The 26,107-nt window shown below is 58.2% G+C and carries 24 protein-coding genes; all 24 read left to right on the top strand.

What is annotated here, in order from left to right:
• Nucleotides 1-128 precede the first annotated feature (128 nt).
• Nucleotides 129-1,193 (top strand): dTDP-glucose 4,6-dehydratase, encoded by a 1,065-nt coding sequence (gene rfbB / locus ACZY0R_RS32040; RefSeq protein WP_488864126.1) that lies wholly within the window; start codon nucleotides 129-131, stop codon nucleotides 1,191-1,193.
• Nucleotides 1,183-2,100 (top strand): dTDP-4-dehydrorhamnose reductase, encoded by a 918-nt coding sequence (rfbD, locus tag ACZY0R_RS32035; RefSeq protein ID WP_488864124.1) that lies wholly within the window; start codon nucleotides 1,183-1,185, stop codon nucleotides 2,098-2,100. Before rfbB ends, rfbD begins: the two co-directional genes overlap by 11 nt.
• Nucleotides 2,101-2,110: 10 nt before the next feature.
• On the top strand, nucleotides 2,111-2,989 hold the full coding sequence (rfbA, locus tag ACZY0R_RS32030; RefSeq protein ID WP_488864122.1) for a glucose-1-phosphate thymidylyltransferase RfbA: 879 nt from the start codon (nucleotides 2,111-2,113) through the stop codon (nucleotides 2,987-2,989).
• An 8-nt stretch (nucleotides 2,990-2,997) separates the two neighbouring features.
• Nucleotides 2,998-3,549, top strand: coding sequence for a dTDP-4-dehydrorhamnose 3,5-epimerase (rfbC, locus tag ACZY0R_RS32025; protein WP_488864120.1), 552 nt, complete (start codon nucleotides 2,998-3,000; stop codon nucleotides 3,547-3,549).
• Between the two features lie 64 nt (nucleotides 3,550-3,613).
• The gene (locus ACZY0R_RS32020) at nucleotides 3,614-4,435 is read left to right on the top strand and encodes an ABC transporter permease (protein WP_488864118.1); all 822 of its coding nucleotides are present in this window, start codon (nucleotides 3,614-3,616) and stop codon (nucleotides 4,433-4,435) included.
• The gene (locus ACZY0R_RS32015) at nucleotides 4,425-5,813 is read left to right on the top strand and encodes an ABC transporter ATP-binding protein (RefSeq protein ID WP_488864116.1); all 1,389 of its coding nucleotides are present in this window, start codon (nucleotides 4,425-4,427) and stop codon (nucleotides 5,811-5,813) included. Before ACZY0R_RS32020 ends, ACZY0R_RS32015 begins: the two co-directional genes overlap by 11 nt.
• A 3-nt stretch (nucleotides 5,814-5,816) precedes the next feature.
• Nucleotides 5,817-9,257, top strand: a complete 3,441-nt coding sequence (locus tag ACZY0R_RS32010; protein ID WP_488864114.1) for a glycosyltransferase — start codon at nucleotides 5,817-5,819, stop codon at nucleotides 9,255-9,257.
• An 8-nt stretch (nucleotides 9,258-9,265) separates the two neighbouring features.
• A complete protein-coding gene (locus tag ACZY0R_RS32005; protein WP_488864112.1) occupies nucleotides 9,266-10,303 on the top strand; it encodes a GHMP family kinase ATP-binding protein in 1,038 nt (345 codons plus the stop codon).
• Nucleotides 10,300-10,881, top strand: coding sequence for a D-sedoheptulose-7-phosphate isomerase (locus ACZY0R_RS32000; RefSeq protein ID WP_488864110.1), 582 nt, complete (start codon nucleotides 10,300-10,302; stop codon nucleotides 10,879-10,881). The genes ACZY0R_RS32005 and ACZY0R_RS32000 overlap by 4 nt, the downstream gene beginning before the upstream one ends.
• A complete protein-coding gene (locus ACZY0R_RS31995; RefSeq protein ID WP_488864108.1) occupies nucleotides 10,878-11,588 on the top strand; it encodes a nucleotidyltransferase family protein in 711 nt (236 codons plus the stop codon). Before ACZY0R_RS32000 ends, ACZY0R_RS31995 begins: the two co-directional genes overlap by 4 nt.
• Nucleotides 11,588-12,154, top strand: a complete 567-nt coding sequence (gene gmhB, locus ACZY0R_RS31990) for a D-glycero-beta-D-manno-heptose 1,7-bisphosphate 7-phosphatase (protein WP_488864106.1) — start codon at nucleotides 11,588-11,590, stop codon at nucleotides 12,152-12,154. Before ACZY0R_RS31995 ends, gmhB begins: the two co-directional genes overlap by 1 nt.
• 120 nt (nucleotides 12,155-12,274) lie before the next feature.
• The gene (locus ACZY0R_RS31985) at nucleotides 12,275-13,036 is read left to right on the top strand and encodes a glycosyltransferase family protein (RefSeq protein ID WP_488864104.1); all 762 of its coding nucleotides are present in this window, start codon (nucleotides 12,275-12,277) and stop codon (nucleotides 13,034-13,036) included.
• A gap of 8 nt (nucleotides 13,037-13,044) precedes the next feature.
• Nucleotides 13,045-14,127, top strand: a complete 1,083-nt coding sequence (locus tag ACZY0R_RS31980) for an MraY family glycosyltransferase (protein ID WP_488864102.1) — start codon at nucleotides 13,045-13,047, stop codon at nucleotides 14,125-14,127.
• 108 nt (nucleotides 14,128-14,235) lie between these two features.
• Nucleotides 14,236-15,180 (top strand): glycosyltransferase, encoded by a 945-nt coding sequence (locus ACZY0R_RS31975; protein WP_488864100.1) that lies wholly within the window; start codon nucleotides 14,236-14,238, stop codon nucleotides 15,178-15,180.
• 261 nt (nucleotides 15,181-15,441) lie between these two features.
• Nucleotides 15,442-16,944 carry a glycosyltransferase family 39 protein gene (locus ACZY0R_RS31970; protein WP_488864098.1) on the top strand — a complete coding sequence of 501 codons (1,503 nt, stop codon included), beginning with the start codon at nucleotides 15,442-15,444 and terminating at the stop codon, nucleotides 16,942-16,944.
• A 169-nt stretch (nucleotides 16,945-17,113) separates the two neighbouring features.
• Nucleotides 17,114-18,661, top strand: coding sequence for an acyltransferase family protein (locus ACZY0R_RS31965; RefSeq protein ID WP_488864096.1), 1,548 nt, complete (start codon nucleotides 17,114-17,116; stop codon nucleotides 18,659-18,661).
• A gap of 494 nt (nucleotides 18,662-19,155) precedes the next feature.
• Nucleotides 19,156-19,878, top strand: coding sequence for a WbqC family protein (locus ACZY0R_RS31960; RefSeq protein WP_488864094.1), 723 nt, complete (start codon nucleotides 19,156-19,158; stop codon nucleotides 19,876-19,878).
• Nucleotides 19,879-19,885: 7 nt separating this feature from the next.
• Nucleotides 19,886-20,506, top strand: coding sequence for a class I SAM-dependent methyltransferase (locus ACZY0R_RS31955; protein ID WP_488864092.1), 621 nt, complete (start codon nucleotides 19,886-19,888; stop codon nucleotides 20,504-20,506).
• A gap of 2 nt (nucleotides 20,507-20,508) precedes the next feature.
• Nucleotides 20,509-21,183, top strand: coding sequence for an acetyltransferase (locus ACZY0R_RS31950; RefSeq protein WP_488864090.1), 675 nt, complete (start codon nucleotides 20,509-20,511; stop codon nucleotides 21,181-21,183).
• Between the two features lie 63 nt (nucleotides 21,184-21,246).
• Complete coding sequence (locus tag ACZY0R_RS31945) at nucleotides 21,247-22,101, top strand: glycoside hydrolase family protein (protein ID WP_488864088.1); 855 nt, start codon at nucleotides 21,247-21,249, stop codon at nucleotides 22,099-22,101.
• A gap of 5 nt (nucleotides 22,102-22,106) precedes the next feature.
• Complete coding sequence (locus ACZY0R_RS31940; RefSeq protein ID WP_488864086.1) at nucleotides 22,107-22,952, top strand: phytanoyl-CoA dioxygenase family protein; 846 nt, start codon at nucleotides 22,107-22,109, stop codon at nucleotides 22,950-22,952.
• Nucleotides 22,949-23,926 carry a glycosyltransferase family 2 protein gene (locus ACZY0R_RS31935; RefSeq protein WP_488864084.1) on the top strand — a complete coding sequence of 326 codons (978 nt, stop codon included), beginning with the start codon at nucleotides 22,949-22,951 and terminating at the stop codon, nucleotides 23,924-23,926. The genes ACZY0R_RS31940 and ACZY0R_RS31935 overlap by 4 nt, the downstream gene beginning before the upstream one ends.
• Nucleotides 23,923-24,501, top strand: a complete 579-nt coding sequence (locus ACZY0R_RS31930; RefSeq protein WP_488864082.1) for a hypothetical protein — start codon at nucleotides 23,923-23,925, stop codon at nucleotides 24,499-24,501. Before ACZY0R_RS31935 ends, ACZY0R_RS31930 begins: the two co-directional genes overlap by 4 nt.
• Nucleotides 24,440-26,104: a hypothetical protein gene (locus ACZY0R_RS31925; RefSeq protein ID WP_488864080.1), complete on the top strand. Its 1,665-nt coding sequence runs from the start codon at nucleotides 24,440-24,442 to the stop codon at nucleotides 26,102-26,104. The genes ACZY0R_RS31930 and ACZY0R_RS31925 overlap by 62 nt, the downstream gene beginning before the upstream one ends.
• The last annotated feature ends 3 nt before the right edge of the window (nucleotides 26,105-26,107 follow it).

The raw sequence follows: 26,107 nt of genomic DNA, 5'->3' as shown, positions 1-26,107 counted from the left end.
CCCCGGTCGGATAGAATACCGCCACTTCTGCAGGTACTTAAGATCCCGCCGTCCCCACAATGGACCGAGGCGGGCGCTCGGCATTGGTCGGGTCCTCGAAAAATATCGATAGGCAGGGAGCACAACTTTTGTCTCATATTCTCGTTACGGGCGGTGCGGGGTTCATCGGCGCCAACTTCGTTCTGAACTGGTTCGGCACCGGGGCTACCGACGGCATTGTCAATGTCGACAAGCTCACCTACGCAGGCAACCGCAAGACGCTTGCCTCGCTGGACGGCGACGCTCGCCATGTCTTCTCGCAGACGGATATCTGCGACCGCGCCGCCCTGGACCAGTTGCTGACGACCTACAAGCCCCGTGCCGTGGTGCATTTTGCCGCCGAGAGCCATGTCGACCGCTCCATCCATGGTCCCGGCGAGTTCATCCAGACCAATATTGTCGGCACCTTCACCCTGCTCGAAGCCGTGCGCGCCTACTGGAGCGCGCTCGATGACGAAGCCAGGGCATCCTTCCGCTTCCTGCACGTCTCCACCGACGAGGTCTTCGGTTCCCTCGAAGCTAGCGATCCGCAATTCTCCGAGACTACGGCCTACGCGCCCAACAGCCCCTATTCGGCATCGAAGGCAGCATCCGACCATCTGGTACGGGCCTACCACCACACCTATGGCTTGCCGGTTCTCACCACAAACTGCTCCAACAACTACGGGCCCTATCATTTCCCCGAGAAGTTGATCCCGTTGATCATCGCCAATGCACTCGGCGGCAAGCCCTTGCCGGTTTATGGCGATGGCCTGAACGTGCGCGACTGGCTGTATGTGGGCGACCACTGCGCTGCCATCCGCGAAGTGCTGGCGCGAGGCCGCCTGGGTGAGACGTACAACGTGGGCGGCTGGAACGAGAAGACCAATCTCGACGTGGTCCACACCCTTTGCGACCTGCTCGACGAACTGCGCCCGAAGGCGGCCGGTTCCTACCGGGATCAGATCACGTTCGTCAAGGACCGTCCTGGTCATGACCGCCGCTATGCCATTGATGCGCGCAAACTGGAGCGCGAGCTTGGCTGGAAGCCGGCCGAGACTTTTGAGACCGGCATGCGCAAGACCGTGCAGTGGTATCTGGACAACCAGGGCTGGGTGCAAGATGTGATGTCCGGTGAATACCGGAACTGGGTGGCAAAGCAATATGCCGTATAAGGCGCAATATATTCCTACCCTTCTTGTAACAGGAAGCAACGGCCAGGTCGGATTCGAACTCCGCCGGAGCCTGGCGCCGCTTGGCAATGTGATCGCACTTGATCGTGCCGCTTGCGATCTCTCGCGTCCGGACACGCTACGCCAGCTGATTCGGCAGTACCGGCCCGATGTGATCGTCAATCCTGCCGCCTATACCGCGGTGGACAAGGCCGAGACGGACGCCGACGCCGCGTTTGCTGTCAATGGCGCCGCGGCCGGCGTGCTGGCCGAGGAGGCAAAGGCGCTTGGCAGCTTGCTGGTGCACTATTCAACCGACTACGTGTTCGATGGCCGCAAGGCGGGCCCCTATGTCGAACTGGATGCGGTCGACCCGCAATCCATCTACGGCAAGAGCAAGCTGGCCGGCGAGCAGGCTATCGCAGCGTCCGGTGCCACTGCGTTGGTGCTCCGCACCTGCTGGGTGGCGGGCGCCCATGGCGGCAACTTTGCCAAGACCATGCTCAAGCTGGGCCGCGAGCGCGATAGCCTGCGTGTGATTGCCGACCAGTTCGGCGCGCCGACCACGGCAGCGCTGATTGCCGACGTGACCGCGCAGATCATCGCCCGCCACTGGCTGGCGGGCGATCGCGCCGCCTTCCCGGCCGGCATCTATCACCTGGCGGCCGGCGGCGAAACCACCTGGCACGCCTATGCTACTGAAGTGTTGCGCTATGCGGCGTCCAAGGGCGTAGCATTAAAGGCGGATCCCGAGAGCATTGTGCCGATTCCGGCTAGCGAGTATCCACTACCAGCTCCTCGGCCTGCGAACTCGCGCCTTGACACGAGCAAGCTGCGCGAGACCTTCGACATCCATCTTCCGGATTGGCAGCAGGGAATACATTTCCTGCTCGACCAGATCCTTTCCTGATCTCAGCACCATGCGCAAAGGCATCATCCTGGCCGGGGGTTCCGGCACGCGGCTTTATCCGATCACACGCTCGGTCTCCAAGCAATTGCTGCCGGTGTACGACAAGCCGATGATCTACTATCCCTTGTCCACGCTCATGCTGGCAGGGATTCGTGACATCCTTGTGATCTCCACGCCGGACGATACGCCACGCTTCGCCGACATGCTCGGCGACGGCAGCAAATGGGGCATCAACCTCCAGTACGCGGTCCAGCCGTCGCCGGACGGCCTGGCGCAGGCCTTTATCATCGGCCGCGACTTTATCGGCAACGATCCCTCCACGCTGATCCTGGGCGATAACATCTTCCATGGCCACGACCTGGTGGGCCAGCTTGGCCGTGCCGGCAGCCAGGACGCGGGCGCCACAGTGTTCGCTTATCACGTGCACGATCCGGAGCGGTACGGCGTAGTCGAATTCGACGACAACTTCCGTGCGCTATCGCTCGAAGAAAAGCCGCTGAAGCCGCGTTCAAACTATGCCGTCACCGGGCTTTACTTTTATGATCGGCAGGTCTGCGACATCGCGGCCGATATCAAGCCGTCAGCCCGGGGTGAGCTCGAGATCACTGACGTCAACAAGCGCTATCTCGAAATGGCGCAGCTCGACGTGGAAATCATGGGCCGCGGCTATGCGTGGCTCGATACCGGCACGCATGACTCGCTGCTGGAAGCGGCCAGTTTCATCGCCACGCTGCAAAACCGGCAGGGCCTGATGGTCGCTTGTCCGGAAGAGATCGCGTATCGCAGCAAATGGATCGATGCCGAGCAGGTAGCGGCGCTGGCCAAGCCACTGTCCAAAAACGCTTATGGACAGTACCTGCAGCGCATTGTCTCGGAAACGATCAAGTAAGCAAGACCATGAACCTGACAGTCATCCCTACAGATATCCCTGAGGTGCTCATCCTCGAACCCAAAGTGTTCGGCGACGACCGAGGATTCTTTTTTGAAAGCTTCAATGCCAAGGCGTTTGAAGCCGCGACCGGGCTCAAGCGCGAGTTCGTGCAGGACAATCACTCGCGCTCCGCGCGCAATGTGCTGCGTGGGCTGCATTACCAGATCCAGCATCCGCAGGGCAAGCTGGTGCGCGTGGTGTCGGGCGAAGTGTTCGATGTGGTGGTTGACCTGCGCCGCGGCTCGCCCACTTTTGGCAAATGGACCGGCTTGACGCTTTCCGCCGAGAACAAGCGCCAGCTGTGGGTTCCCGAAGGGTTCGCCCACGGTTTCATGGTGACGTCCGAGTCCGCCGAGTTCCTCTACAAGACTACCGACTACTGGCACCCGGAACACGAGCGCAGCCTGGCCTGGAACGATCCTGCCCTCGGGATCGAATGGCCGCTCGACGGCGAGCCCGTGCTCGCCGCAAAAGATGCCGCCGGAAAGTCGCTGGCAGATGCCGAGGTATTCGAATGACCGGTGCGCACAGCGGCGGGTTTCGCAGCCGGACTCTGGGCGGTAGCAAGCAAGGATTTCCCGCATGAAGGAAAAGCCAAGCATGCACCCGCTGGTCGTGATTCAGTCCCTTCTTGCGAACCGCAGCATCATCACTCAGTTTGTCAAACGCGAAGTCGCCGGTCGCTACAAGGGCTCGTTCCTTGGCCTGCTGTGGACCTTCATCAATCCGCTGCTGATGCTGTTGATCTACACCTTCGTCTTCGGCGTGGTGTTCAAGTCGCGCTGGCGCCCTACATCGACTGACCACCTTGAATTCGCCGTGGTGATGTTCGCCGGCGTGCTGGTGCATGGCCTGATCGCGGAATGCCTGCAGCGCGCGCCTACCCTCGTGGTGAGCAATCCCAACTTCGTCAAGAAGGTGGTATTTCCGCTCGAGACGCTGCCGTGGATCGCCATCGGCTCGGCGCTGTTCCATACGCTGGTGGCATCGGTGATCCTGATGGGCGCGATCTTCATCTGGCAGGGGCATTTGCCGCTGACGGTAGTGCTCGTGCCGGTCATCCTGCTCCCCTTCGTGATCCTGATCGCCGGCCTGGTATGGCTGCTGGCCTCGCTTGGCGTGTATCTACGCGATCTTGGGCAGGTGATGGGGATCGTTACGTCGCTGCTGATGTTCATGGCACCGGTGTTCTATCCGCTGCAATCGGTGCCGGAGCGCCTGCGGCCATTTCTTTACCTGAATCCCATCACGTTTATCGTCGAACAGGTTCGCAATGCCGCGATCTGGGGAACCAGCATCGACTGGCTCGGCTGGTTGCTTTACCTTGTGATCGGTTATTTCATAGCATGGGCCGGGCTGGTGTGGTTCCAGAAGACGCGCAAGGGGTTCTCCGATGTCCTCTAATCCCGTGAATAATGCCGTGATTCGCGTCGGCAACCTGGGCAAGCGCTATGAAATCTACGCGCAGCCCAAGGATCGTCTCAAGCAGATGGTGATGCCGCGCCTCAAGCGCATGGTCGGCATGCATCCGCCGGAGTACTTTCGTGAGTTCTGGGCGCTGCGCGACGTGAGTTTCGATGTCCAGCAGGGTGAAACCGTTGCCATCATCGGCCAAAATGGCTCGGGCAAGTCGACGCTGCTGCAGCTGGTCTGCGGCACGCTATTCCCCACCATGGGCGAGGTCAGCGTCAACGGCCGGATTGCCGCGCTGCTCGAACTTGGTGCCGGTTTCAACCCCGAGTTTACCGGCGAGGAGAACGTCTATCTGAGCGGTCTGCTGTACGGGATCGAAGAAGGCGAACTGGCCAAACGCTTTGATTCCATCGTCGCCTTCGCCGAAATCGGAGACTTCATCAACCAGCCGGTAAAGACTTACTCCAGCGGCATGTATGTGCGTCTGGCCTTTGCAATTGCGGCACACGTCGATGCCGATGTGCTGGTGGTGGACGAAGCGCTTTCGGTGGGCGATGTGCGCTTCACCCAGAAGTGCATGCGCTTCCTGCGCGAGTTCCAGAAGACCGGCACGCTGCTGTTTGTCAGCCACGACGTTGGCGCGGTGACCAGCCTGTGTTCGCGGGCAATCTGGCTGGACCATGGCGTGCTGAAGATGGATGGGAACGCCAAGGAGACGGTCGAGGCTTATCTGGCGGAGCAGCATGCGCTGGATCGGGGCGCGCTGGGCGTGTCCGTCAAGGTGGCAGCGGCCAAGGAAAAGAAGCCCCGGAAGAAGGCCGAACTCGATGTGGTGGACAGCCGCTGGGAAACGCTACGCGCCCAGGGTGCTGGAACGCGCATCGAGGTGTTCGAGTTTGACCCGGAGCAGACGGACAGCGAGTTCGGGGCGCGTGGCGCTTCCATCGTTGATGCCACGCTGCTAGACGAGCAGGGCCAGGAACTCAAGCTGGTCCATGGTGGCGAACTAGTTGAGTTGCGCATCTCCGCAGAACTGCATGCAGCGTTGGACGGCCTGATCTTCGGCTTCTACCTGAAGGACCGGCTGGGCCAGCGGCTGTTTGGCGACAACACCTTCCTGGCCACGCTGGACGATACGGTGTCCGGCGATGCCGGCAAGCGCTATTGCGCCAGCTTTCGTTTCCGCATGCCGACGTTGCCCGTGGGAGCGTACTCCGTGGATGCAGCGATCGCGTCCGGCACGCAAAATGATCATACACAGCAGCATTGGGTCCACGACGCCCTGACCCTGCGCGCGGTCGACAGCTCCATGCGACATGGACTGGTGGGCATCCCGATGCTCGATATTGCTATTTCTGAGGAAGGATAGTCCGTGCTTAACTTTACCGGCGAACGATTCGTTCCCACCGAAGAAGGAGCGATCCGCTACGAGCACATGCACCGTTACAGCTGGTCGCTGGAGATCGCTGCTGGCAAGGATGTGCTCGATATCGCCTGCGGCGAGGGCTATGGCTCCGCACTGATGGCCACGCGTGCCAAGTCCGTTATCGGCGTCGACATTTCCGACGACGCAGTGGCGCATGCCCGCTCGCGCTATCAGCAGCACCAAAACCTGCGTTTTGAAGCTGGCAGCGCCACGGCGATCCCGTTGCCTGACGCCAGCGTGGACGTGGTGGTGTCGTTCGAGACCATCGAGCATCTGCATGGGCACGAGGAAATGATCGCGCAGATTCGCCGGGTGCTTCGTCCCGACGGCATCCTGGTGATCTCGTCGCCGAACAAGAAGGTCTATTCCGACGATCGCAATTACCACAACGAGTATCACGTCAAGGAGCTCTATTTCGAGGAGCTTGACGTCTTGCTGCGCTCGCACTTTCCCAAGGTCAGCTATTACGGCCAGCGGCTCGCCACGAGTTCGATGCTGCTGCCACTGGACGGCCAGCAAGACGGGTATCAGGCGCTGACGCTGCGCGACGATAAGGTTCGGCAAGCCACTGTGCCCGCCGACGACATGATGTATTTCGTTGCCATCTGCTCCGCATCGGATGTGGTGCTGCCCGTCGGCCCTGCGTCCATCTTCTTCGAAGAGGGCGTGGATCTTTATGCCGAGCGTGAAGAGGTGGCGGCCTGGGCCGGACGCTTGAGCGTTGAAGAGGCCGCGGTGCGACAGCGCCTTGGCGATCTGCAGCGCGAGTTCGACGAGCGTTCTGCCTGGGCACTGTCGCTCGACAAGGAAGTGGAAGAGCTTCGAGTGACTGTCGAAAGCCAGCGCGCGACGATCGAAAGCCAGCGGGCGGCAATTGGAAATCTGCAAATTCCTCAGCGTCTTCGCAGGATCTTTCGCCGTACTGTGCGTTCGACGCCAGCCAAGGCGGCGGTGCCTGGTTTCACACCTGCGGCAAGCCCGCCGCCAGGCGCGGTACCTCCTGCTCCGGTCGTGGAAACAGGTACTTCAGCCTATCTGAGGCATCAGCTCAAGCAGATGGAAGTGGAACGGGATCATCTTCTTGGTGCACTCACGGCCCGCGAGAACGAACTCAAGGCCATGCTGAGTTCGCACTCCTGGAAAGTGACCGGCCCATTGCGCACTGCCGCAAGGCTGGGGCGCGGCGAGTTCAATACCGTCTTTGATGGCGTGCGCCCATCGTTGCTGAAGGCTGGGCGCACGCTGTATTTGCGTGCGCCCGTGTCGAAGAAGTGGAAGGACCGTTGCGTGAACGTTGCTTACCGCGTCGCCGGTCCCCTTTTCAAGGGGATGGTGCACTACGAGGTCTGGCGCCGCCACCGTGAGGGCATGACCCTGACACCGGTCGGGCTGGGTCCCGTTGCGGCCGAGGAAGTCGACGAAGTGCTCGCCAGCCTGAAGCTCGACGAGGTAGCGGAGCCTGTCGTTTCGGTGATCATCCCGACTTACGGCAATATCGGCCATACCCTGTCGTGCGTGCGCTCCATCTGCGCCCACATGCCGAGCGTGCCGATCGAGGTCATCGTTGCGGAAGATGTCTCCGGCGACAAGGAAATCCTGCGTATGCAGGGGATTCCCGGGCTGCATTTCGTGATGAACGAGAAGAACCTCGGCTTTATCCGTTCCTGCAATCATGCCGCCAGCCTGGCGCGCGGGAAGTATGTCTACTTCCTCAACAACGACACAGAAGTCACGCCGGGATGGCTCGATACCATGCTGGCCTTGTTCGACAGCGAGACGGACTGCGGCATGGTCGGCTCCAAGCTGGTGTACCCGGACGGCCGCATGCAGGAAGCCGGCGGCATCATGTGGCGCGATGGCTCGGCCTGGAACTTCGGCAGGCTGGATGAGCCCACCCGTAGCGTCTACAACTACGTAAAGGACACCGACTACTGCTCGGGCGCATCGCTGCTGATCCCGACGGCGTTGTTCCGTGAGCTGAACGGCTTCGACGAAGTCTATGTCCCAGCCTATTGTGAAGATTCGGACCTGGCATTCCGCGTGCGTGCCATGGGCAAGCGCGTGCTCTACCAGCCGAAGTCGGTAATCATCCACTATGAAGGCATCTCGCACGGCACGGATACAGGCGGCGGCATCAAGGCCTACCAGGTGGAGAACCAGAAGAAATTCCGCGAGCGCTGGCGCGAAGTGCTGGACCGCGAGCATTTCGACAACGGTACCAATGTCTTCCGTGCCCACGAGCGTTCCGCAGGCAAGAAGACTATTCTTGTCATCGATCACTACGCACCGCAGCCGGATCGTGACGCCGGTTCGCGATCGATGTGGTGCTTCCTGCGCGTCCTGAAGGGGATGGGGTTGAACGTGAAGTTCTGGCCTCAGAACCTCTGGTACGATCCTGAATACGTTTCTGTCCTGCAACAGGCGGGAATCGAAGTCTTCTACGGCGGCGAATTCCAGAGCAACTTTGCTGGCTGGATCTCCGAGCACGGCTCGCAACTCGACTATGTGCTGTTGAGCCGCCCCTCGGTCGCCAAGGAATTCCTGCCCGCGATACGTGCAAATAGCCATGCCAAGGTGTTGTTCTACGGTCATGACCTGCACTATGCGCGCTTGCTCAACGAGCACGAGATGACCGGCGCCGAGACCTTGCGCAAGGAGGCATCCATCATGCGCGAGATGGAACTGGCGCTGTGGAAGGAAGTGGATGCGGTGTACTATCCGTCGCCCACCGAGACGCAGGCTGTGCTCGAATCGGTGCCGGAGGCGAAGGCGCGCACCGTGCCGCCGTATTTCTTCGACGTTTGCCCGGCTGATATGGTCAAGCCGACACCGCAAGGCCGCAGCGGCATTCTCTTCGTAGCAGGCTTTGGCCACCCGCCGAATGTCGACGCGGCGAAATGGCTGGCACAAGACATCATGCCGCTGATACGTGCACGCGCGCCTGGCATTCACCTCTGGCTGGTTGGATCGAATCCAACCCCGGAAGTGCAGAGGCTGGCAACGGATGACATTACCGTAACCGGCTACGTGACGGACCCGCAGTTGCTGGAGTTCTACCGTACGGCGCGTGTTGCCATTGTTCCCCTGCGCTTCGGCGCCGGTGTAAAGAGCAAGGTGGTGGAGGCGATGAACTATGGCCTGCCGCTGGTGACGACGACCGTAGGCGCCCAGGGGCTCGACGATCTGGAAAATACCGTGCCTGTCTCGGACGATCCGCACCGGCTGGCTCAAGAGGTCGTGACTCTGCTGGAGAACGACGATCGCTGGGGTGAGGTGGCGGAAAAGTCAAAGGCGTACATTTCCGGAACCTTCTCGCCGCAAGCGGTGGAAAACGTCTTCCGGCTCGATATCGACCCGCATCCCGCCATCCCTACAATCGCTGGATAAGCTTAACCATGCCGCAGTTCTCTCTTGTTCGCGCTCGCGCACCGCTCCGTCTCGGCCTTGCCGGAGGCGGCACCGACGTTTCTCCCTACTCCGACGATTTCGGTGGCCTGGTGCTTAACGTCACGATCGACAAGTTTGCTTACGCGACCATTGCGCCGCGGGACGATGATCAGGTCGAACTGATCGCCGCCGATAGCAAGCGTTCGTGGGTGGGACCCTGCACGCCGGTGCTCCAGCGTGTCGACGGGCTCGATCTGCATGTGGGCGTCTACAATCGCATCGTCAAGGATTTCAATCAGGGTCAACCGCTGCCGGTTTCCATCACGACGCATTCAGAGGCGCCCCCCGGGTCCGGCCTCGGTTCCTCGTCGACCATGGTCGTTGCACTGGTGCATGCCTTCTGCGAGCTCTTGTCGCTGCCGCTGGGCGAGTACGAAATCGCCCATCTTGCATACGAGATCGAGCGGGTGGACCTCGACATGGCCGGTGGCAAGCAGGACCAGTACGCGGCGGCGTTCGGCGGCCTGAATTTCATGGAGTTCTATGGCGACCGGGTCATCGTCAATCCGCTTCGCATCAAGGCCAATATCAAGGCCGAGCTGGAATCTTCGCTGGTGTTGTTCTACACCGGCGTCTCCCGCGAGTCGGCAAAGATCATCGCCCAGCAGACCGCCCACGTGAAGAGCGGCGAGCAGAAGTCGCTGAATGCGCTCCATGCGGTGAAGGAAGAAGCGATCCGCATGAAGGAAGCCATTCTCAAGGGAGATTTCGATGGATTCGCCGATTCGATGCGCACCGGCTGGGAATCGAAGAAAAAGATGGCCGACAGCATTACCAACGCTTCGATCGACGAAGTCTATGACGCAGCGATCGCGGCCGGTGCGCTGGCCGGCAAGGTATCCGGCGCCGGCGGCGGCGGCTTCATGATGTTCTTTGTCGATCCGGCTCGCCGGCCAGACGTGATGCGGACCCTGACAGGTTTCAACGGCCAGGTGTTTACCTGTAATTTCACCGAGAGCGGTGCTCAATCCTGGAGGAAGGCGTGAGGAAATTCATTGAGCAGGAAATCGACAAGGCGATTGATATTTTCTCGAAGATCAGGGCTGACGAGGTACTGATTTCGCGCGCCGAGCAATGCGCAGTCCGGATTTGCGAAGCGCTCAGGCGCGGCAACAAGGTACTGCTGGCTGGCAACGGCGGCAGTGCCGCGGATGCCCAGCATATTGCCGGCGAGTTCGTCAGCCGTTTCAACTATGACCGGCCCGGGTTGTGCGCGTTTGCCTTGACCGTGGACTCGTCGGTGATGACTGCGATCGGCAACGATTACGGCTACGAAAAGCTTTTTGCCCGCCAGGTGCAAGCCGTTGGCGCCAAGGGCGATGTGTTCTGGGCCTATTCGACATCGGGCAAGTCGCCCAATGTCCTGCTTGCCATGGAAGAGGCGCGCAAGGCCGGACTGCTGGTGGTCGGATTCACCGGCGAGCGGGGCTGGGCAAAGCCCGAGCTCTGCGATATCTCCATTGAGGTTCCCTCCGCCGTGACCCCCAAGATCCAGGAAGGGCATCTGTTGCTTGGCCACATCATCTGCGGCCTCGTTGAAGCCGAAATGTTTCCCCGCAAATGAAGCCCGCATTGATCCTCGCGGGTGGACTCGGCACCCGTTTGCGCCCCGTGGTGGGGGACCTGCCCAAGCCGATGGCCGATGTCGCCGGAAAACCCTTCCTGTGGTGGCTGCTCCGGCAGCTCGAGAACCAGGGCTTGCGCGATGTCTATTTGTCGGTGGGTTACCGACACGAACAAGTGCGCGCGGGCATGGGCGATGTCTTTGGCGATATGCGCCTGCATTACGTCATCGAAGACGAGCCCCTCGGCACAGGCGGCGCGATTTTGAAGGCCGTTGCGGAAATGCCGGGCGACGATGTCCTGGTGTTCAACGGCGATACGCTGGCGGTTGTCGACCTCGCGGCCTTTATCGCGGATGCGGAAGCCACAGGTGCGGACGTGGCGCTGGCGGTAGCGAACGTGCCGGATGCCACGCGCTACGGGACCGTGGAGATCGATGACGCAAGGCGCATTCGTGCCTTTATCGAGAAGGGCCGTAGTGGCCCTGGCCTGATCAACGCAGGTGTCTATCACCTGCGCAAGGCTGCGCTGACCGACTGCGCCGGATTGCCGCAGCGTTTCTCGTTCGAGCAGGACTTCCTGGGCCGCTACATCGACCAGATTCACCTTTCCGCTTTCCCAGGGGTAAGCGACTTTATCGATATCGGCGTGCCCGATGACTACCAGGCGGCGCAGACAAAAGTGCCTGCGCTGATCGCGGGGCAGTAATGGCGGTATCGGCATTATTCCTGGACCGGGATGGCGTCATCAATGTCGATACGGGCTATGTGCATCGGCCGGAAGACTGCGTGTTCGTCAGCGGCATCTTCGACCTGGTCAGGCGGGCCAACGCGGCCGGCATGCTGGTATTCGTGGTGACCAACCAGGCAGGCATCGCGCGCGGCTATTACGACGAAGCGCAATTCCAGGCATTCACCGACTGGATGCTGCAACGGTTCGAAGCGCAGGGTGCCCATATCGCCAAGGTCTACCATTGTCCGCATCACCCGGTCTCTGGCCTGGGCGAGTACCTGCGGGCCTGCGACTGCCGCAAGCCCGCGCCTGGCATGCTGCTGGCCGCGCGGGATGCCTACGGGGTGGACATGAGCCGCTCGGCTATGGTTGGCGACACGCCCACGGATATGCAGGCCGCAGCCGCGGCCGGCATCGGGCAGCGCTGGTTCTTCCGCCATGAAGGCGGTGCGCCATCGGCGGGCGTTGCTGAAGTGAATTGCACGGTGGTTGGCGCGCTGGACGAGATCGACCCCGCCATCGCGTTGTTCCAGAAGGCGTGATTTTTCGAAACACCTGGGTGCGCGAGCTTCGCTTGCGGCCAATTGAGGGGAAGTCGCGCTAGGCGAAAGGGTACGTGCTCGCACCGGGCGCACCTTCGCGTGATGCGCGCGTACTACTGAATGCAGATCACCTTCTCCATCGTCAGTCACGGACAGTCGGCGTTGTTGCCGCCATTGCTGGATCAACTGCAAGCGCTGTCGCTAACTGTGCCGATGCAGGTCATCATCACCGAGAACATACCGGACAGCCGGCCTGCGCTGCGCGATTGCCCAAGTTGCCCGATCTTGTGGAAAGTGAACAGCCAGCCCAAGGGCTTTGGCGCCAACCACAATGCGGCATTTCGCGATTGCCGGACGCCGTTGTTCATGGTGCTGAATCCCGATGTGCGATTCCCGCCGGATACGGGGCTGGATGCGCTGGTGGCTCAGATCACCGAGCATCCCGGCGTGGCGGGGCCGCGTGTCCTGTCGCCCGATGGGCGCGTGGAGGACAGCGCCCGACGCGTGCCCGGCCTCTTGCGCCTGGTGCTGCGGCGGTTGCGTGGTGTGTCCGAACCGGACTACGGGGTCGGGGTGCCAGTGCAGCAGGTCGACTGGATAGCCGGCATGTGCATGTTGTTCGACAGTGCCAGCTTCAAGGCTGTCGGGGGCTTTGACGAACGTTACCACCTGTATTGCGAGGACATCGACGTCTGTCTGCGGCTGCACCGGCTTGGGCGCAGCGTTGCTTGGGTACAATCCGCGCAGGTGATCCACGATGCGCAGCGGCAAAGCCATCGCGATCGCCGCTACCTCAACTGGCACGTCAAAAGCCTGGCTCGCCTGATGACTTCGGCAAGCTATTGGAGCTTCCGGTTTCTTCCGGCGCGCAGGCAACCGTAGAGAACACTATGTTCGATTTCTTCTGGGTACCCCTGATGGTGGCATTGGCCAGCGCGTTGGCGACGCTGACGCTGCGGCCGCTGGCCGAGCGCGGTGGGCTGCTCGACCGGCCGGGCGGCCGCAAGCGCCACGACGGCGATGTGCCGCTGGTGGGCGGCATCGCCATCACCTTCGCGGTCTGGGTGGGTGCCATCATGTTCATGCGCGAGCAAGGGCACTACGTCGCCTTGCTGGGCGGCCTGACCGTGCTGGCAGTGGTTGGCGTGGTCGATGACCTGCGTGGCATGACGCCATTGACCAAGCTGGGGTTTCAGATATTCGCCGCCATCCTGATGACGTCTTGGGGTGGGGTGTTCCTCATGTCGCTGGGCGACCTCATGGGCAAGCGGGAGATCGAACTGGCCAACTGGGGGATTCCGTTGACTTTGTTCGCCGTGGTCGCGGTGATCAATGCGATGAACATGATGGACGGGCTCGACGGGCTGGCGGGCGGACTTGCATTCATCATATTTGCCTGGCTGGCCTATCTCTCCGGTGAGGTAGGCAGCAATTCGGCACAGCGCCTGTGCGTAGTCCTGTGCGGCGCACTGGTCGGCTTCCTGTTCTTCAATATGCCTAATCCGCTACGGGGGCGGAAGCGTGTCTTTCTCGGTGACGCCGGCAGCCTGATGCTGGGCTTCGGCATAGTCTGGTTTGCCGTGGAGCTGTCGCAGCCCGGCTATAACGCGGGCAAGCACGTTCCGCCGGTATTGATGCTGTGGGTTGCCGGATTCCTGCTGATCGACTTGCTGGCCGTAGTGACGCGACGCATGATTTCGGGCCGCAATCCGCTCTCCGCGGATCGCACGCACTTGCACCATGTGCTGATCCGCATGGACCTCTCCCCAGTGTTGGTGGTATGGATCATCCTGGCCAGCAATGCGATGCTGGGGTTGATCGGCGTGACCGCCTGGAAAGCCGGCGTGCCGGACCACTGGCTGTTCTTCGGCTTCCTTGTAGTAGCGGTGACGCACCTGACGGTGATGCGAAACGCCGCGCGATTCCTGAGGCGGGGCAGGCGGATGGTGGCGCGGCGTAAGCGGGTGGGATAGTTGGCAAGCTCTAGATTGAGCGTAGCCTATTTCAAATTTCGGATGGCCCTTCAAGGTCGCCGGAATCCAAGATTTTTCTCATAAATAGATTTGATGGCCGGCGAAGTTATGAATAATAATACTGACCTTAATATCGCAGTTATTGTGCCTTGCTACAACGAGGCTGAAACGATCGCAGGCGTGGTCGCTGATTTTAGGAAGCATCTGCCAAACGCTGGGATTTTTGTCTTTGACAATAATTCTTCCGACAACACTAGCGCTATTGCCAAGGCTGCTGGAGCCCATGTTTATCGGGTGCCGTTACAAGGCAAGGGCAATGTCATTCGTCGCATGTTCGCCGACGTAGAGGCTGACGTCTATGTGATGGTGGATGGTGATGGCACTTACGATGTCAGTGTTGCCCCGATGCTGGTGGAAACCCTCGTGCGTGAAGGCCTTGATATGGTCGTCGGCAGCCGGATATCAGAAGAGCAGGCGGCGTATCGCCTCGGCCATCGATTTGGCAATGTTATGCTGACAGGCTTCGCCGCGACGATCTTCGGGCGTACCTTCAAGGACATGCTGTCCGGCTACCGCATATTTTCGCGACGTTATGCGAAGTCATTCCCCGCTCACGCGAAGGGATTTGAAACAGAGACCGAACTCGCAGTCCATGCGCTTGAGTTGCGTATGCCTGTGGCGGAGATCGACACTCGTTATGGAGTTAGGCCTGAGGGCTCTGTGAGCAAATTGAATACTTATCGCGATGGCATTCGCATACTGCTAACCATTCTGAGGCTATTCAAATTGGAGCGGCCACTCGCATTCTTCTCCATCGGCTTCGTTCTAAGCTTGTTGGTGTCCCTGATTCTTGCAGTCCCCCTGTTCGAAACCTTTTTCGAAACCGGTCAGGTGCCAAGGCTTCCGACCGCTGTTCTCTGCGTCGCGTTCTCACTGCTCGGCTTCCTGTTTCTTACTTGCGGTCTGATTCTGGATACGGTGACGAAAGGACGGATCGAAGCCAAGCGATTGGCGTATCTGGCGATTCCAGCGACAGTACGTAGAAACGGATAAGTTCCTGGTCCTGCCGGATTCACTTGTTCTGACGTGAACATTTGGTTCCGTTGAAGTGACGGATATTGAGCAGGCGAACACTCTGCCTGTGCCTTTCCTTGGTCAGGATAGATTGCCCATATGTCAAAATCGACAACTTCACATAGCACCTCCCAATCCGAGGGGAGTACACGTACTCTCTCATTCGGGATGGGACTCGGTACCGTTCTGCTTCTATTCTGGATTGGAGTACTACGCCATATCGAGTTGCCGGGGCTGTACATGGATGCGGTAAATCCTGACTATCTGGCCGCCCATGCTCTTAATAGCGATCTGCCAAATCCAGTTTGGGTACTTCCAACGGCATGGTTTCCTATTCTTGGAAACCTGTACCACGGCGTGCAGAACTTCTATGTAGGTCTTGCGATCTACAAAGTGCTTGGCATGAATGTCGTGTCGGTGAGGCTTGCGCAAGCGCTGTTCGGGGCCGCTATCATCGCATTGCTATATGCAATGGCAGCGCGTGCTACGGGCAATCGCTGGCTGGCCTTGCTCGCTGCTGCTGGACTGGCGACCGACGTTGCCTTCCTGGCATCTTTCCGTACGCAAAACTACATTATCCTGGGCGGCGAAGCTTGGATGTTTGCAGCTTTGCTGTTGCTCTATCCGCGCAAAGGCGCGGCATCCATAACACCGCTAGCCCTGATTTTCTCGGGTATTTGCTATGGCCTGGCGATCTACGGCTATTTCGTGTTCCTGTTCTTTGGTCCTGCTATTGCGTGGCTGGTCTTCCGAAGTGCGGATAGCCGGTTGAGGTATTGCGGACTTTGGATCTTCGGATTTATCGTCGGAATGTTGCCCTACGTCCTCGGCTACTTATCGATGATAATTGCCCTTGGCGGTGTAACTGAAACGCTTGATTTTATGAAGGGCGCAACACGCAATCTGAGCCCATTTTCATCTCAACTCAGTTTTTTTGGAAATTTCCAGTATGCGTTGGAAATGGGAAAGCTGGCGTTGATGAACGGGGGCAACGAACTCATGATCTTCGGTGAGCAAGTTTCCGGGGGGGGCTGGGCCATCATGCGTTTGGTGCTGTTTTGCATCGCTGCGCTGGCAACATTGCTTCTCCTGTGTCTCCAGGCCGCAGTCCCCGGTGTAGCGGTTTCGACAAGGTACAACTGTCTGCTCGTATTTCTGCCGATTAGCTATATTGCTGCAGCAGGTCTGCTCGGACAGAGACTATGGGCCCATCATTTCTCAGTCTTGATACCGTTCGCGTATTTGCTTCTTGCAACCGCGATCCACGGATGGCTCGTTCAAATCGCCCCCGACGAGTCGACTCGGCGGCCGTGGCAGGCTGCTGTCCTAATGGTGATTTGCATAACATCTATCGCTGGTAACCTTGTTCAGCAACGCAAGTTCTTCGCGCAACTTGATAGGACCGGCGGAAATGCAAAGGCATCTAATGCGCTGACTACGCTGGCGGAGAGCGCGCTCAAAGATTCGAGGGATACCATTTATCTATTTCCGGACTGGGGTTTCTTCATGTCTTTTGCCTTGCTTACCGGGAACCATGTGCCCTACGCGTTAGAGGTGACGCCGGATCGAATCAAAGATATTCGAGGCAAGTATAAAAAGGTCTGCATACCTTTCTGGAACAAGGCCGATAAAGAGAGGTACGAACTTCTGTTGAGGGATGCTGCGGTAGACGAGTCGGAACTTGAAGTATTCCACCAGCGGGATGGGAGACCGGCCTTCTACATGATCAGAGCGAAATTATAAGCCAGTGGGTCTTCTCCGGTGCACTTGTGCAGGAGGGAACTTCACTCTTGTGTGATCGCGGTACGATTCCTGACTGAATTGACAATACGGCCTCATGGCAAATGATCTATCAGAACGTATGCGTACGATAACCACTATGCATGAGGTGTTGTGCCGTACGAAAGGCCGTTTGCAACCGATCGCGGCGCATTTCCGGATAGATAACATTGGGAAGGTCAAAACCCAATCGCCTACTTTCCGTGAAACCATAGACGGCACCGAAAACAACTACACGTTGATCCGTGCGATTCTAGCCGCAAGCGTCATTTACTATCATTCATTCTGGCTCACTAAGGCGACGGGGCATCTGGATCACGCGTCGGAGATGTTGCTACCAATCGCTTCGGTAGGCGGACTGGCGGTGCAGGCATTCTTCTTCCTGAGCGGTCTGTTCGTGGCACAAAGTTACTTCCGCGATCGGAACGTGCTGCGCTTCGCTATCAAGCGATCACTGAGGATATGGCCTGGGCTATTCTTCTGTCTTGTAGTCAGCAGTCTGCTGGCTGGATTTATCTCGCGGCCTCGAGATTTCTTCAATTTTCTGCTATTCAGTGATTTTTATGATTATATTTTAAGAAATTCAATATTCCAGCTGACGTGGGATATCCGAGGTGTGTTTGATGGTAATCAATATGCATCCATCAATGGTTCAATTCACACTCTTCCTCTAGAGGCCAAGATGTACGTGGTTCTAGCCTTTGCCGGATTGCTTGGCTTACTAAGCACGCTGCGACGTTCGGCTGCGTGCGGCGTTCTGCTATTGACGCTCACGTTGTTGCCACCATCGCTTGTTTCGGCTCCATTCAATCTCTTTGATGCCGATTATAGTCGTGGCGCCGCTGCGATGTTCTTCGGGGGAGTAGTGGTATTTGGCCTGTCGGGCAACATCCGCCTTCGTGCATGGCATGGCCTTATCTTGATTGTTCCGCTCCTATTCACGACTGGACCGTTGCATGTGGCCTTGTTTTATCTCGTGATGATGTGGGCACTGATCGTACTTGGTCAATCAGCTTGGCTGCGCGGTGTCTGGCAGCCCCGATATGATCTGAGCTACGGGATCTATCTTTACGGATGGCCATGTCAACAATACATTGTGCATCTGTATCCGCATATCAATCCTTATCTTCTGTCTGCACTCGCCATACCGCTAGCAGGTGCCTTTGCGCTGCTCAGCTGGGTCTTGATTGAGAAGCCGGCCATCTCCTTTGGCCACTATCTCGCTGCCAAGCGAAGGCGGCAATCGGCTGTAGTGGGTAACGGCGCTCCCTCGGTAACAAGCCGACGCTCGCCACTGAAAGATATTGCCCTTGTAGTGGGCATGCTTGCCGTTTGCATGGCAATGAACCGGTTGGTGAGGTCCCGCGATTTTGTCCCAGTTGTTCCGCTCAATGCACAGATCGTTGATTACGGCCCTCGACATGCTTTGGCGGGCGGGGGTATTAATGTCCAAGCCAACGGTGAATCAGCAATTTGGATTAAGTTGGATGCAACTCCACCGGCCGGCACAAGGGTCGTTTTTGCTGGGAGTGCCCTCGAAACGCAGATCGGTGACAAAATGGTCACCGCAAAAGTGGGCGCGAATCTAATATCCAAGCAAGGCGAGAGAAGTATTTGCCTGGAGTTGCGCAAGTGGGATTTTATTGAGCGATCGAACTGCGTTGCGCTCATGCTTACATAGGTGCAGTTCCCAAGGCTGACAAGGAATCCTTGTTGGCCACCTGTACATGTTGCGATGGCTAGCTGCTGGCCTCCCTTGTCTGGCGTTTGGGGAAGGACATTTTTTCACGTTTGGGGACCGGAATTGAGGACGAATCCTGGCCCTTCTTTATGAATTGCTCTCAACGCAAATGTGCACTGCCGGTCGTAGTGATCGACGCGTATTGCGGGCTGAAATGTGGCAAATATCGTACCAGTGGCAGCGGCAACAGGTGCATGTTATTCTGCGTTCCTTTGAGGAGCGATCGCGCTTGGATCTCGTCAAGTGACTCCCGGTATGCTTGGGAGCCGTGAGCAGGGCGCGTGAACCCGATGTTGCCGACGCATGGAAAAAACCGAGCGAATGGTACTCGGACAATATGGTTGGTAGAATAATAAGTAATACTCGGGCCGGTGTAGATGCTGCAGTAACGCCAAGCGCATTATCGTGCCCGTAGCAGAGAAGAGGCGCTATCAATGACATCAAATCGCGTTGTTGCGATCGTGCAGTCCTGCTATATCCCGTGGAAGGGATATTTTGACTTGATTGGTTCGGTCGATGAATTCATCGTTTACGACGATATGCAATATACTCGTCGAGACTGGCGAAATAGAAATTTAATTAAGACTCCTCAGGGCCTGTCCTGGTTGACACTTCCCGTGAAGGTCAAGGGTAAGTATTTCCAGTCGATTCGTGAGACCGAGTTGGACGGGCAACGCTGGCGAACGGATCACTGGAAGGCCCTTCAGCAGAACTATCGTCGCGCTCCTTATTTCGAGCAGATTGCAGAGGTCCTCGCTCCCTTCTACCTCGAGCACGAGTATGTTGGACTCTCAGAACTGAATCGTGCACTGCTTGAGGCACTTTGCCCCTTGCTCGGAATCACGACCACGCTGAAATGGTCATGGGACTATGAACTGGCGGAGGGTAAAACGGAACGTCTGGTCAGTCTCTGTAAACAAGCGAAGGCCACCACCTATATCTCGGGCCCCGCGGCCAGGGACTATATGCAGCCAGAGCTTTTTGAGGAGGCCGGTATCGAATTGCGCTATTTCGACTATACCGGTTATCCCGAGTATCCCCAGCTCTGGGGGGGGTTCGAGCACGGAGTGTCGGTGGTCGATCTTCTTTTTAATTGCGGACCGGGCGCCAGAGACTATTTAAAATTTCCTGCACGCACTACTTGTGCACTCAGATGAGTAAATCATGATGGATGACTTGCTTTCGCCGGTTGCCAGTTATTACACCAAAAAAATCAATGAGTTCGGTCCGCAACCGCGTGGGGTCGATTGGAATGGTGTGGATGGCCAGGTATTGAGATTTTCGCAGCTGAGTTCGGTGCTTGATGCCGATGCTACATTTTCGATAGCCGACGTCGGCTGCGGGTATGGTGCTTTACTGGATTTTCTGGTGGAGCGGTACCCGTCCTTTGAGTATACGGGAATCGATATTTCCGATGCGATGATCGAGGCCGCGAGCCAGTTGCATGCGGGAAAGCCGCGAGCAAGCTTCGTTGCCGGGACCGAGCCGCCGGAGCCCACGGATTTTGCTGTGGCGAGCGGTATTTTTAATGTCAAGCTCGGGGGCGATGATGCCGTATGGCGTAATTATATCTACGCGACGCTCGAAAAAATGCATCATTTTACCAAGCGGGGATTTGCTTTCAACTGCTTGACATCGTATTCTGACGCGGAACGCATGCGTCCGGATCTGTATTACGCCGATCCGTGTGAATTTTTTGATCTTTGCAAGCGGCGATTCTCTAAAAACGTCGCTCTGCTGCATGATTATGGTCTGTATGAGTTCACCATCATTGTAAGGAAATAATCATGATGGATGCAACGAAGCCACTGGTCATCTTTGGAACCGGACAGATAGCGGAGCTCGCATGGTTCTATTTTAATCATGATTCGCAATATCAACCTGTCGCCTTCACCGTGGATCGTGCCTACCAGGATCGCGAGACCTTGTTGGGCCTGCCTGTCGTTCCATTTGACGAATTGCCACAATGCTTTCCTCCTTCGGAGGCGGATATCTTTGTCGCCTTGAGCTATGCAAAGTTGAATGCCGTACGCACTCGGAAGGTAGAAGAGGTTAGGAGTAAGGGCTATCATACTGCGAGCTATGTGAGCAGCCGAGCAAGTATTTTTGCCGGATTCGAGGTTAAGGGAAATTGCTTCATTCTCGAGGACAATACCATTCAGCCATTTGCTGAGATCGGAGACAACGTGACCTTGTGGAGCGGCAATCATATCGGTCATCACTCGGTCATTGAAGATAACTGCTTTATCAGTTCGCACGTCGTGATTTCCGGTGGTGTGCGGGTGGGTAACGGCTCGTTCATCGGTGTCAATTCAACTGTGCGCGATCATGTTTCTATCGGCGCGCGCTGCGTCATTGGTGCCGGCTCATTGATCACGGCGGATGCGGAACCGGAGGGGGTCTACACCTCCGTTTCCTCGGAACGATCTCGCGTGCCGAGCACGCGGCTCAGAAACATTTGAGGTAGGGATATGCGCTGGCGAAAGCTCGGGAAGATTTTTTGCGCAAGCGGTGAGCATCCTTGGATGCTCACCCATGCGGCTAACCCGGTGGCGGAATTGCGTCAAGGCAATGAGTTTCGGGTTTATTTTAGTGCCCGCGACAGGGATCGGCGTGCGCATGTGGGGTACGTCGATTTTGATTTGTCCGAGCCTCAGAGGATCCTCGCAATTTCCGATACGCCCGTCGTGGCGCCCGGGGAGATTGGCACGTTCGACGACAGCGGCACGTCGATGGGTTGTCTGGTATGCCATGGCGGAAAGCGGTATCTATACTATCTTGGCTGGAATCTCGGTGTGACCGTGCCTTGGCGCAATACGATTGGCCTCGCCATCAGCGAGGGCGCTGATGCACCATTCGTCAAGGTGTCAAAGGCTCCGATCATGGATCGGCACGATGTGGATCCCTACTCCATTTCCTACCCGTGGGTCATGCTCGAAGGTGGTCTCTGGCGGATGTGGTATGGCTCGAATCTGAGTTGGGGGGAGGGTGCTAGGCAGGAGGAAATGGCGCACCTGTTCAAGTATGCGGAATCGGATGACGGTTTTAATTGGCGTCGCAACGGTCGCATTGCGTTGCCGTTCAAGGACGACGCCGAGTACGCGATGTCAAAGCCAACCGTCGTGCGCGATCCTGACTTATATCGGATGTGGTATTCGTACCGGGGCCAGGCATATCGAATCGGCTATGCGGAGTCGCCTGATGGGGCGAATTGGACGCGTCGGGATGAACTGGCTGGCATTGAGCCTTCATCAAGCGGATGGGACGCCGAAACCGTTTGCTACCCCTGTGTCTTCGATCACGACGGACAAAGGTACATGCTTTATAACGGGATGCGTTACGGCGATTCAGGGTTCGGTCTGGCAATCCTTGAAGAATAAGATAAATGAACGAAGAACATTATTACGGTGGAATAGGTCCGGGGCTCGCGTTGGATTCCGTAGAGCAGCATCTGGAGGAACTGTCCACGACGGGCTTCACGGTCCTGGAGGGCGTCCTGGCCGAGTCTGAGTTGGCGGGTTGGAGGACTCGTATCGATGCCGTATATGAGAGGCAGGAAGCTGAATTTGGTGGCCGCGAGGCGCTGAGCCATATTGGCGAGCAGGACCTTTGCCGGGCTCCTTTGTTGTATGACCATTCGTTTATGGAAATGGCGACTAAGCCGAGAATCCTCGAGATGGTCCGGCGGAGCTTGGGCGAATGGTCTATCTTGAGCTTGCAGAATGCGATCATCAACCGGCCGGAAGAGCGACATCATCAGAGCGCCTGGCATCGCGACCTACCTTACCAGAATTGGACCAGTTCGCAGCCTTTGGCTCTAGGTGCTCTGTTCGCGATCGATCCATTTACGAACGATACTGGTGGCACGGTGGTCCTACCGTATTCACACCGGCGAGCGACGATTCCGTCCGAAACTTATGTAAGAAAGCACGCCGTTTCGGTCAACGTCGCAGCTGGTTCGGCACTGATGTTCGACGCGATGCTATTTCATCGCGCCGGCCTGAATCGCTCGGACCGTGTACGGCGGGGGGTGAACCACCTTTATACCGTCTCCTTGCTGAAGCAGCAGTACGACTTTCCCAGAGCGCTCGGCGATGACGCGCCGGTGGGGCCGGACGTTCGGCGACTCCTGGGTTTTGATTCCCAGGTGCCCTTGAATGCGCTGGAATGGCGCCGCGAGCGCGCACGCCGCAGTGCGGAAGTCAAGCTCGGTGCGATGGAGCGCCAATGATCACACTTGCGGTACCCCCGGAACTTAGTGTTGTTGTGCCGTCGTATGGCTGTCTCGATTGCCTTGAGGAGCTATGCGCGCGCTTGGAGCGGGTGCTAAACCCGCTCGTTGCCTCCTATGAAATCGTGATCGTGGACGACCGGAGTCCTGACAACTCCTGGCCGCTGATTGAATCGTTGGCTGCTCGCCACGCCTCGGTGCGTGGTATTCGTCTCAGCCGGAATTTCGGGCAGCATATCGCGATCACGGCGGGTTTAGCCGATGCGAAAGGCACCTATGTCGTAGTGATGGATTGTGATCTCCAGGATCCTCCGGAGCGGATTCCCGACCTGCTCTCAGAGATTAGGAACGGCTACGATCTCGTGCTCGCGCGTCGGGTACAGCGCTCCCATTCGTGGTTCCGGCGCACGGCTGCAAATGCCTACTTCCGTATCATGCAAACGCTGACCGGCGAGTCAATGGACGGAAGCTACGGCACCTTCAGTATCCTGAGCCGAAAAGTTGTCGATGCTTTCCTGCGTTTCGGCGAGCGTGAACGTCACTATCTGTTTATCCTCCGGTGGCTCGGGTTCCACTGCGGCACCATCGAATACTCGCACGCGGAGCGACACGCTGGGCAGAGCTCGTATGGCCTGCTGCGACTGATCCGGCATGCTATGGGCGGCTTGTTTTTTCATACCAGCGTGTTTCTGACGTGGATCGTCTATATCGGACTGGCTTTCACCGGCGCCAGTATCCTGGCGGGTTGCTATTTCGTCTATCGGCACCTAGTGGCCACGTCGCTGCCGGGCTGGACCAGCATTGTTACTGCGATCCTGTTTTCCACAGGCATGATCCTGGCCTGTATTGGAACCGTGGGCTTATACGTCTCGCGGATATTCGAGATGGCGAAAGGCCGGCCGATGTATGTCGTTGACAGCATCTGTGAATGTAGTGCCCCGCAAGCCAAGGCGGCGGACAAGGGTTCCGCATGAGCGGTGGAGGCTCGACGGTACGCCCGTTGTTCGCGTTCGCGGCGCTGGCGGTGCTCTCGGCGTTAGCGCTCCGTAATGTATGCGTCTATCGCGAGACTCTGGCCGCGCGGCACGACGCCGTGCTTGCCAATGTCCTGGAACCAAAGAGCGTGTCGGATTCCGCTGCGGGCAGCGAAACCAGGCGGGAGTTCTACGCGTTGCTCGAGCGTCTGGGCAGTCTCTCGGACCTGCATGGAAAAAATGATATAGGGGTGTTCGTCTCCGATGATGACTTCTACGAAGGCGCCTATATCGACCGGCCACAAGATACCATCCTCGATCGCTGCGCCATCCAGCCGTTTACGATTCCGGCGATGACTGGATTGCCTCTGGTAAGTGGACTGCTGGTGCGGGGTGGCCATTGCCGCTACCATTCGTATGGCTACCAGTACCTCCCTCTGCGTGCCGGTGAGAACCGCGGGATGGCGCTCCAGCCATGCAAGCTGGCTGCGTCAAGAGGCTTCCGGGAGTTGCTTGTCATTCGTCGTGAAGACTCCCACTTCGTATCTGAAAGGATCGACTGTGCGGCTCGCTAAGCTGTTGTGGGGCGTGCCTATTCCCTCGGGCGCCGGGACCTTCGAACGGGACGGTTACGTGGCTTGCCTATGCGTGCCGCTGGTATTTGGCTTCGCGCTCTTGCAGTGTTTCGACATCGCGTTGATGCGCGATCCAGGCAACGTCCAGTTGGTTGTAGCGGTAAAGGCTTCGCTGGCCGCGGTGGTCATTACGACGGCCATTGCTTTCGAGCTGTGGCTGCTGCTGCTGGAACGCTCGCCGCATGCCGCTGCGATCGCGCTTGGTGGCGCGGTAATGACGGGCTTCGTGGCACTCGCCGTGTGCGTACGGCATCCGGCGTTGTCGCACGGCATCGTTTTACTGGTAGTCGTCCGGATGGTCATACTGATTGCCAGGAGAGGGATCGCGCGGACGGCCATTCCGCTGCTTGCGGGTGGCGCGGTTGGGTATTGGGCCTTCCTGCTCAGTTTTGTGGACGGCTACAAGACGCCGTGGATCAATGAGGCGATCCGTTCCGGTACGGTACACGTCGACCTGCTGTTCCAGGCCGGCATTGTCAACATGCTGTCGGGCTATGGCATCGGCTCGCTCGGCGTGGACGGACTGACGCCTTTCCCGTACCACTTCGCCAGCCACCACATCGTGAAGGTGTTGTGCGCCTTGCTGGGCGTGGGCGCGATACAGTTTTATTCGGTCATATTTCCGCTGCTGTTTTGCCCGATGTTCATCTTGTTTCTCTATTTCTTTTCTGTCGCGTTCAGGAATTTTCTGGCGGGGGAAGTGTGGGGAGACAATGCCACGCTTGAGTTCGCCGGCGCCTGGTACTGGGGTGTTTTCGCCATCCTCTTTATTGGCGTGGTGCCTGCCGCGCTGCGCCGCGCGCTTGGTGTATGGGACAACGTCTTCCACAGTGAATCTTTTGGCGTGGCGGTGCTATTTTCCTATCTCGCCGGCATCTGGGTCTTTGGCTTCCTTCAGCGCGGGCGCAACGCGAGCCTACCCTGGTTCTTGTGGCCGGTGGTTGTCTGCTATCTCGCTGTGCTTTGCTGCCTGAAGATCAGTGTTGGCCTTGTGATCGGAGGACTGGCGGCCTACCTCCTGGTCAGGCTGCGGCTGGCGCCGCGCCAACGTGTCGCGGGGCTCATCGCTGTGGCGCTCCCGTTGGCCTATGGCCTTTGGTCTACCCGCGCCCCGACGGTGGGGTCGGAGTCCGGACCGGGGCTGGTTGAAATGATCAAGCCATTCGCGTTCCTGCGTGACGCTGTGGCGCCAGATCTTTATTGGGCATCCTTCGCGGTTTTCTTCGGCCCGCTTGTGGTCTTCGCGGCACTGAGAATTATTTTGTCCGGGCAGGGCGGGCGGGTAAGCTTGTGGGCGAGGGTGGCGAGCTCAAGCCTGTTGGATGTCGAGCTGGCCGTCGTGGTGACGATTGTATCGACCTTACCGGGTATGCTGCTTTCGGTACCACAGGGTAGTACGAACTTCTTTGCCGAAGTGTCTTATTGGTGGGTGCAGCCTATGCTGGCTGTAGCGGCGGCCACCGCACTGGCCGGGTTTGCCGGCCGCCGCGCAGTGCCGATGCCGGGCTCTATCCGAGCCGATGAAAAACAGGTTAAGTTCTAGATT

The organism is Cupriavidus sp. F041 (genome assembly GCF_057814235.1).
Note: the sequence above shows the minus strand (reverse complement) of the source record. Positions and strands in the feature narration are given on the sequence as shown.

Excerpts from the sequence above, each read along its gene's own strand:
- rfbD (WP_488864124.1), top strand. The coding sequence starts at position 1,183 with ATGCCGTATAAGGCGCAATATATTCCTACCCTTCTTGTAACAGGAAGC.
- rfbA (WP_488864122.1), top strand. The coding sequence starts at position 2,111 with ATGCGCAAAGGCATCATCCTGGCCGGGGGTTCCGGCACGCGGCTTTAT.
- rfbC (WP_488864120.1), top strand. The coding sequence starts at position 2,998 with ATGAACCTGACAGTCATCCCTACAGATATCCCTGAGGTGCTCATCCTC.
- ACZY0R_RS32020 (WP_488864118.1), top strand. The coding sequence starts at position 3,614 with ATGAAGGAAAAGCCAAGCATGCACCCGCTGGTCGTGATTCAGTCCCTT.
- ACZY0R_RS32015 (WP_488864116.1), top strand. The coding sequence starts at position 4,425 with ATGTCCTCTAATCCCGTGAATAATGCCGTGATTCGCGTCGGCAACCTG.
- ACZY0R_RS32005 (WP_488864112.1), top strand. The coding sequence starts at position 9,266 with ATGCCGCAGTTCTCTCTTGTTCGCGCTCGCGCACCGCTCCGTCTCGGC.
- ACZY0R_RS31995 (WP_488864108.1), top strand. The coding sequence starts at position 10,878 with ATGAAGCCCGCATTGATCCTCGCGGGTGGACTCGGCACCCGTTTGCGC.
- gmhB (WP_488864106.1), top strand. The coding sequence starts at position 11,588 with ATGGCGGTATCGGCATTATTCCTGGACCGGGATGGCGTCATCAATGTC.
- ACZY0R_RS31985 (WP_488864104.1), top strand. The coding sequence starts at position 12,275 with ATGCAGATCACCTTCTCCATCGTCAGTCACGGACAGTCGGCGTTGTTG.
- ACZY0R_RS31980 (WP_488864102.1), top strand. The coding sequence starts at position 13,045 with ATGTTCGATTTCTTCTGGGTACCCCTGATGGTGGCATTGGCCAGCGCG.
- ACZY0R_RS31975 (WP_488864100.1), top strand. The coding sequence starts at position 14,236 with ATGAATAATAATACTGACCTTAATATCGCAGTTATTGTGCCTTGCTAC.
- ACZY0R_RS31970 (WP_488864098.1), top strand. The coding sequence starts at position 15,442 with ATGGATGCGGTAAATCCTGACTATCTGGCCGCCCATGCTCTTAATAGC.
- ACZY0R_RS31960 (WP_488864094.1), top strand. The coding sequence starts at position 19,156 with ATGACATCAAATCGCGTTGTTGCGATCGTGCAGTCCTGCTATATCCCG.
- ACZY0R_RS31955 (WP_488864092.1), top strand. The coding sequence starts at position 19,886 with ATGATGGATGACTTGCTTTCGCCGGTTGCCAGTTATTACACCAAAAAA.
- ACZY0R_RS31950 (WP_488864090.1), top strand. The coding sequence starts at position 20,509 with ATGATGGATGCAACGAAGCCACTGGTCATCTTTGGAACCGGACAGATA.
- ACZY0R_RS31945 (WP_488864088.1), top strand. The coding sequence starts at position 21,247 with ATGCTCACCCATGCGGCTAACCCGGTGGCGGAATTGCGTCAAGGCAAT.
- ACZY0R_RS31940 (WP_488864086.1), top strand. The coding sequence starts at position 22,107 with ATGAACGAAGAACATTATTACGGTGGAATAGGTCCGGGGCTCGCGTTG.
- ACZY0R_RS31935 (WP_488864084.1), top strand. The coding sequence starts at position 22,949 with ATGATCACACTTGCGGTACCCCCGGAACTTAGTGTTGTTGTGCCGTCG.
- ACZY0R_RS31930 (WP_488864082.1), top strand. The coding sequence starts at position 23,923 with ATGAGCGGTGGAGGCTCGACGGTACGCCCGTTGTTCGCGTTCGCGGCG.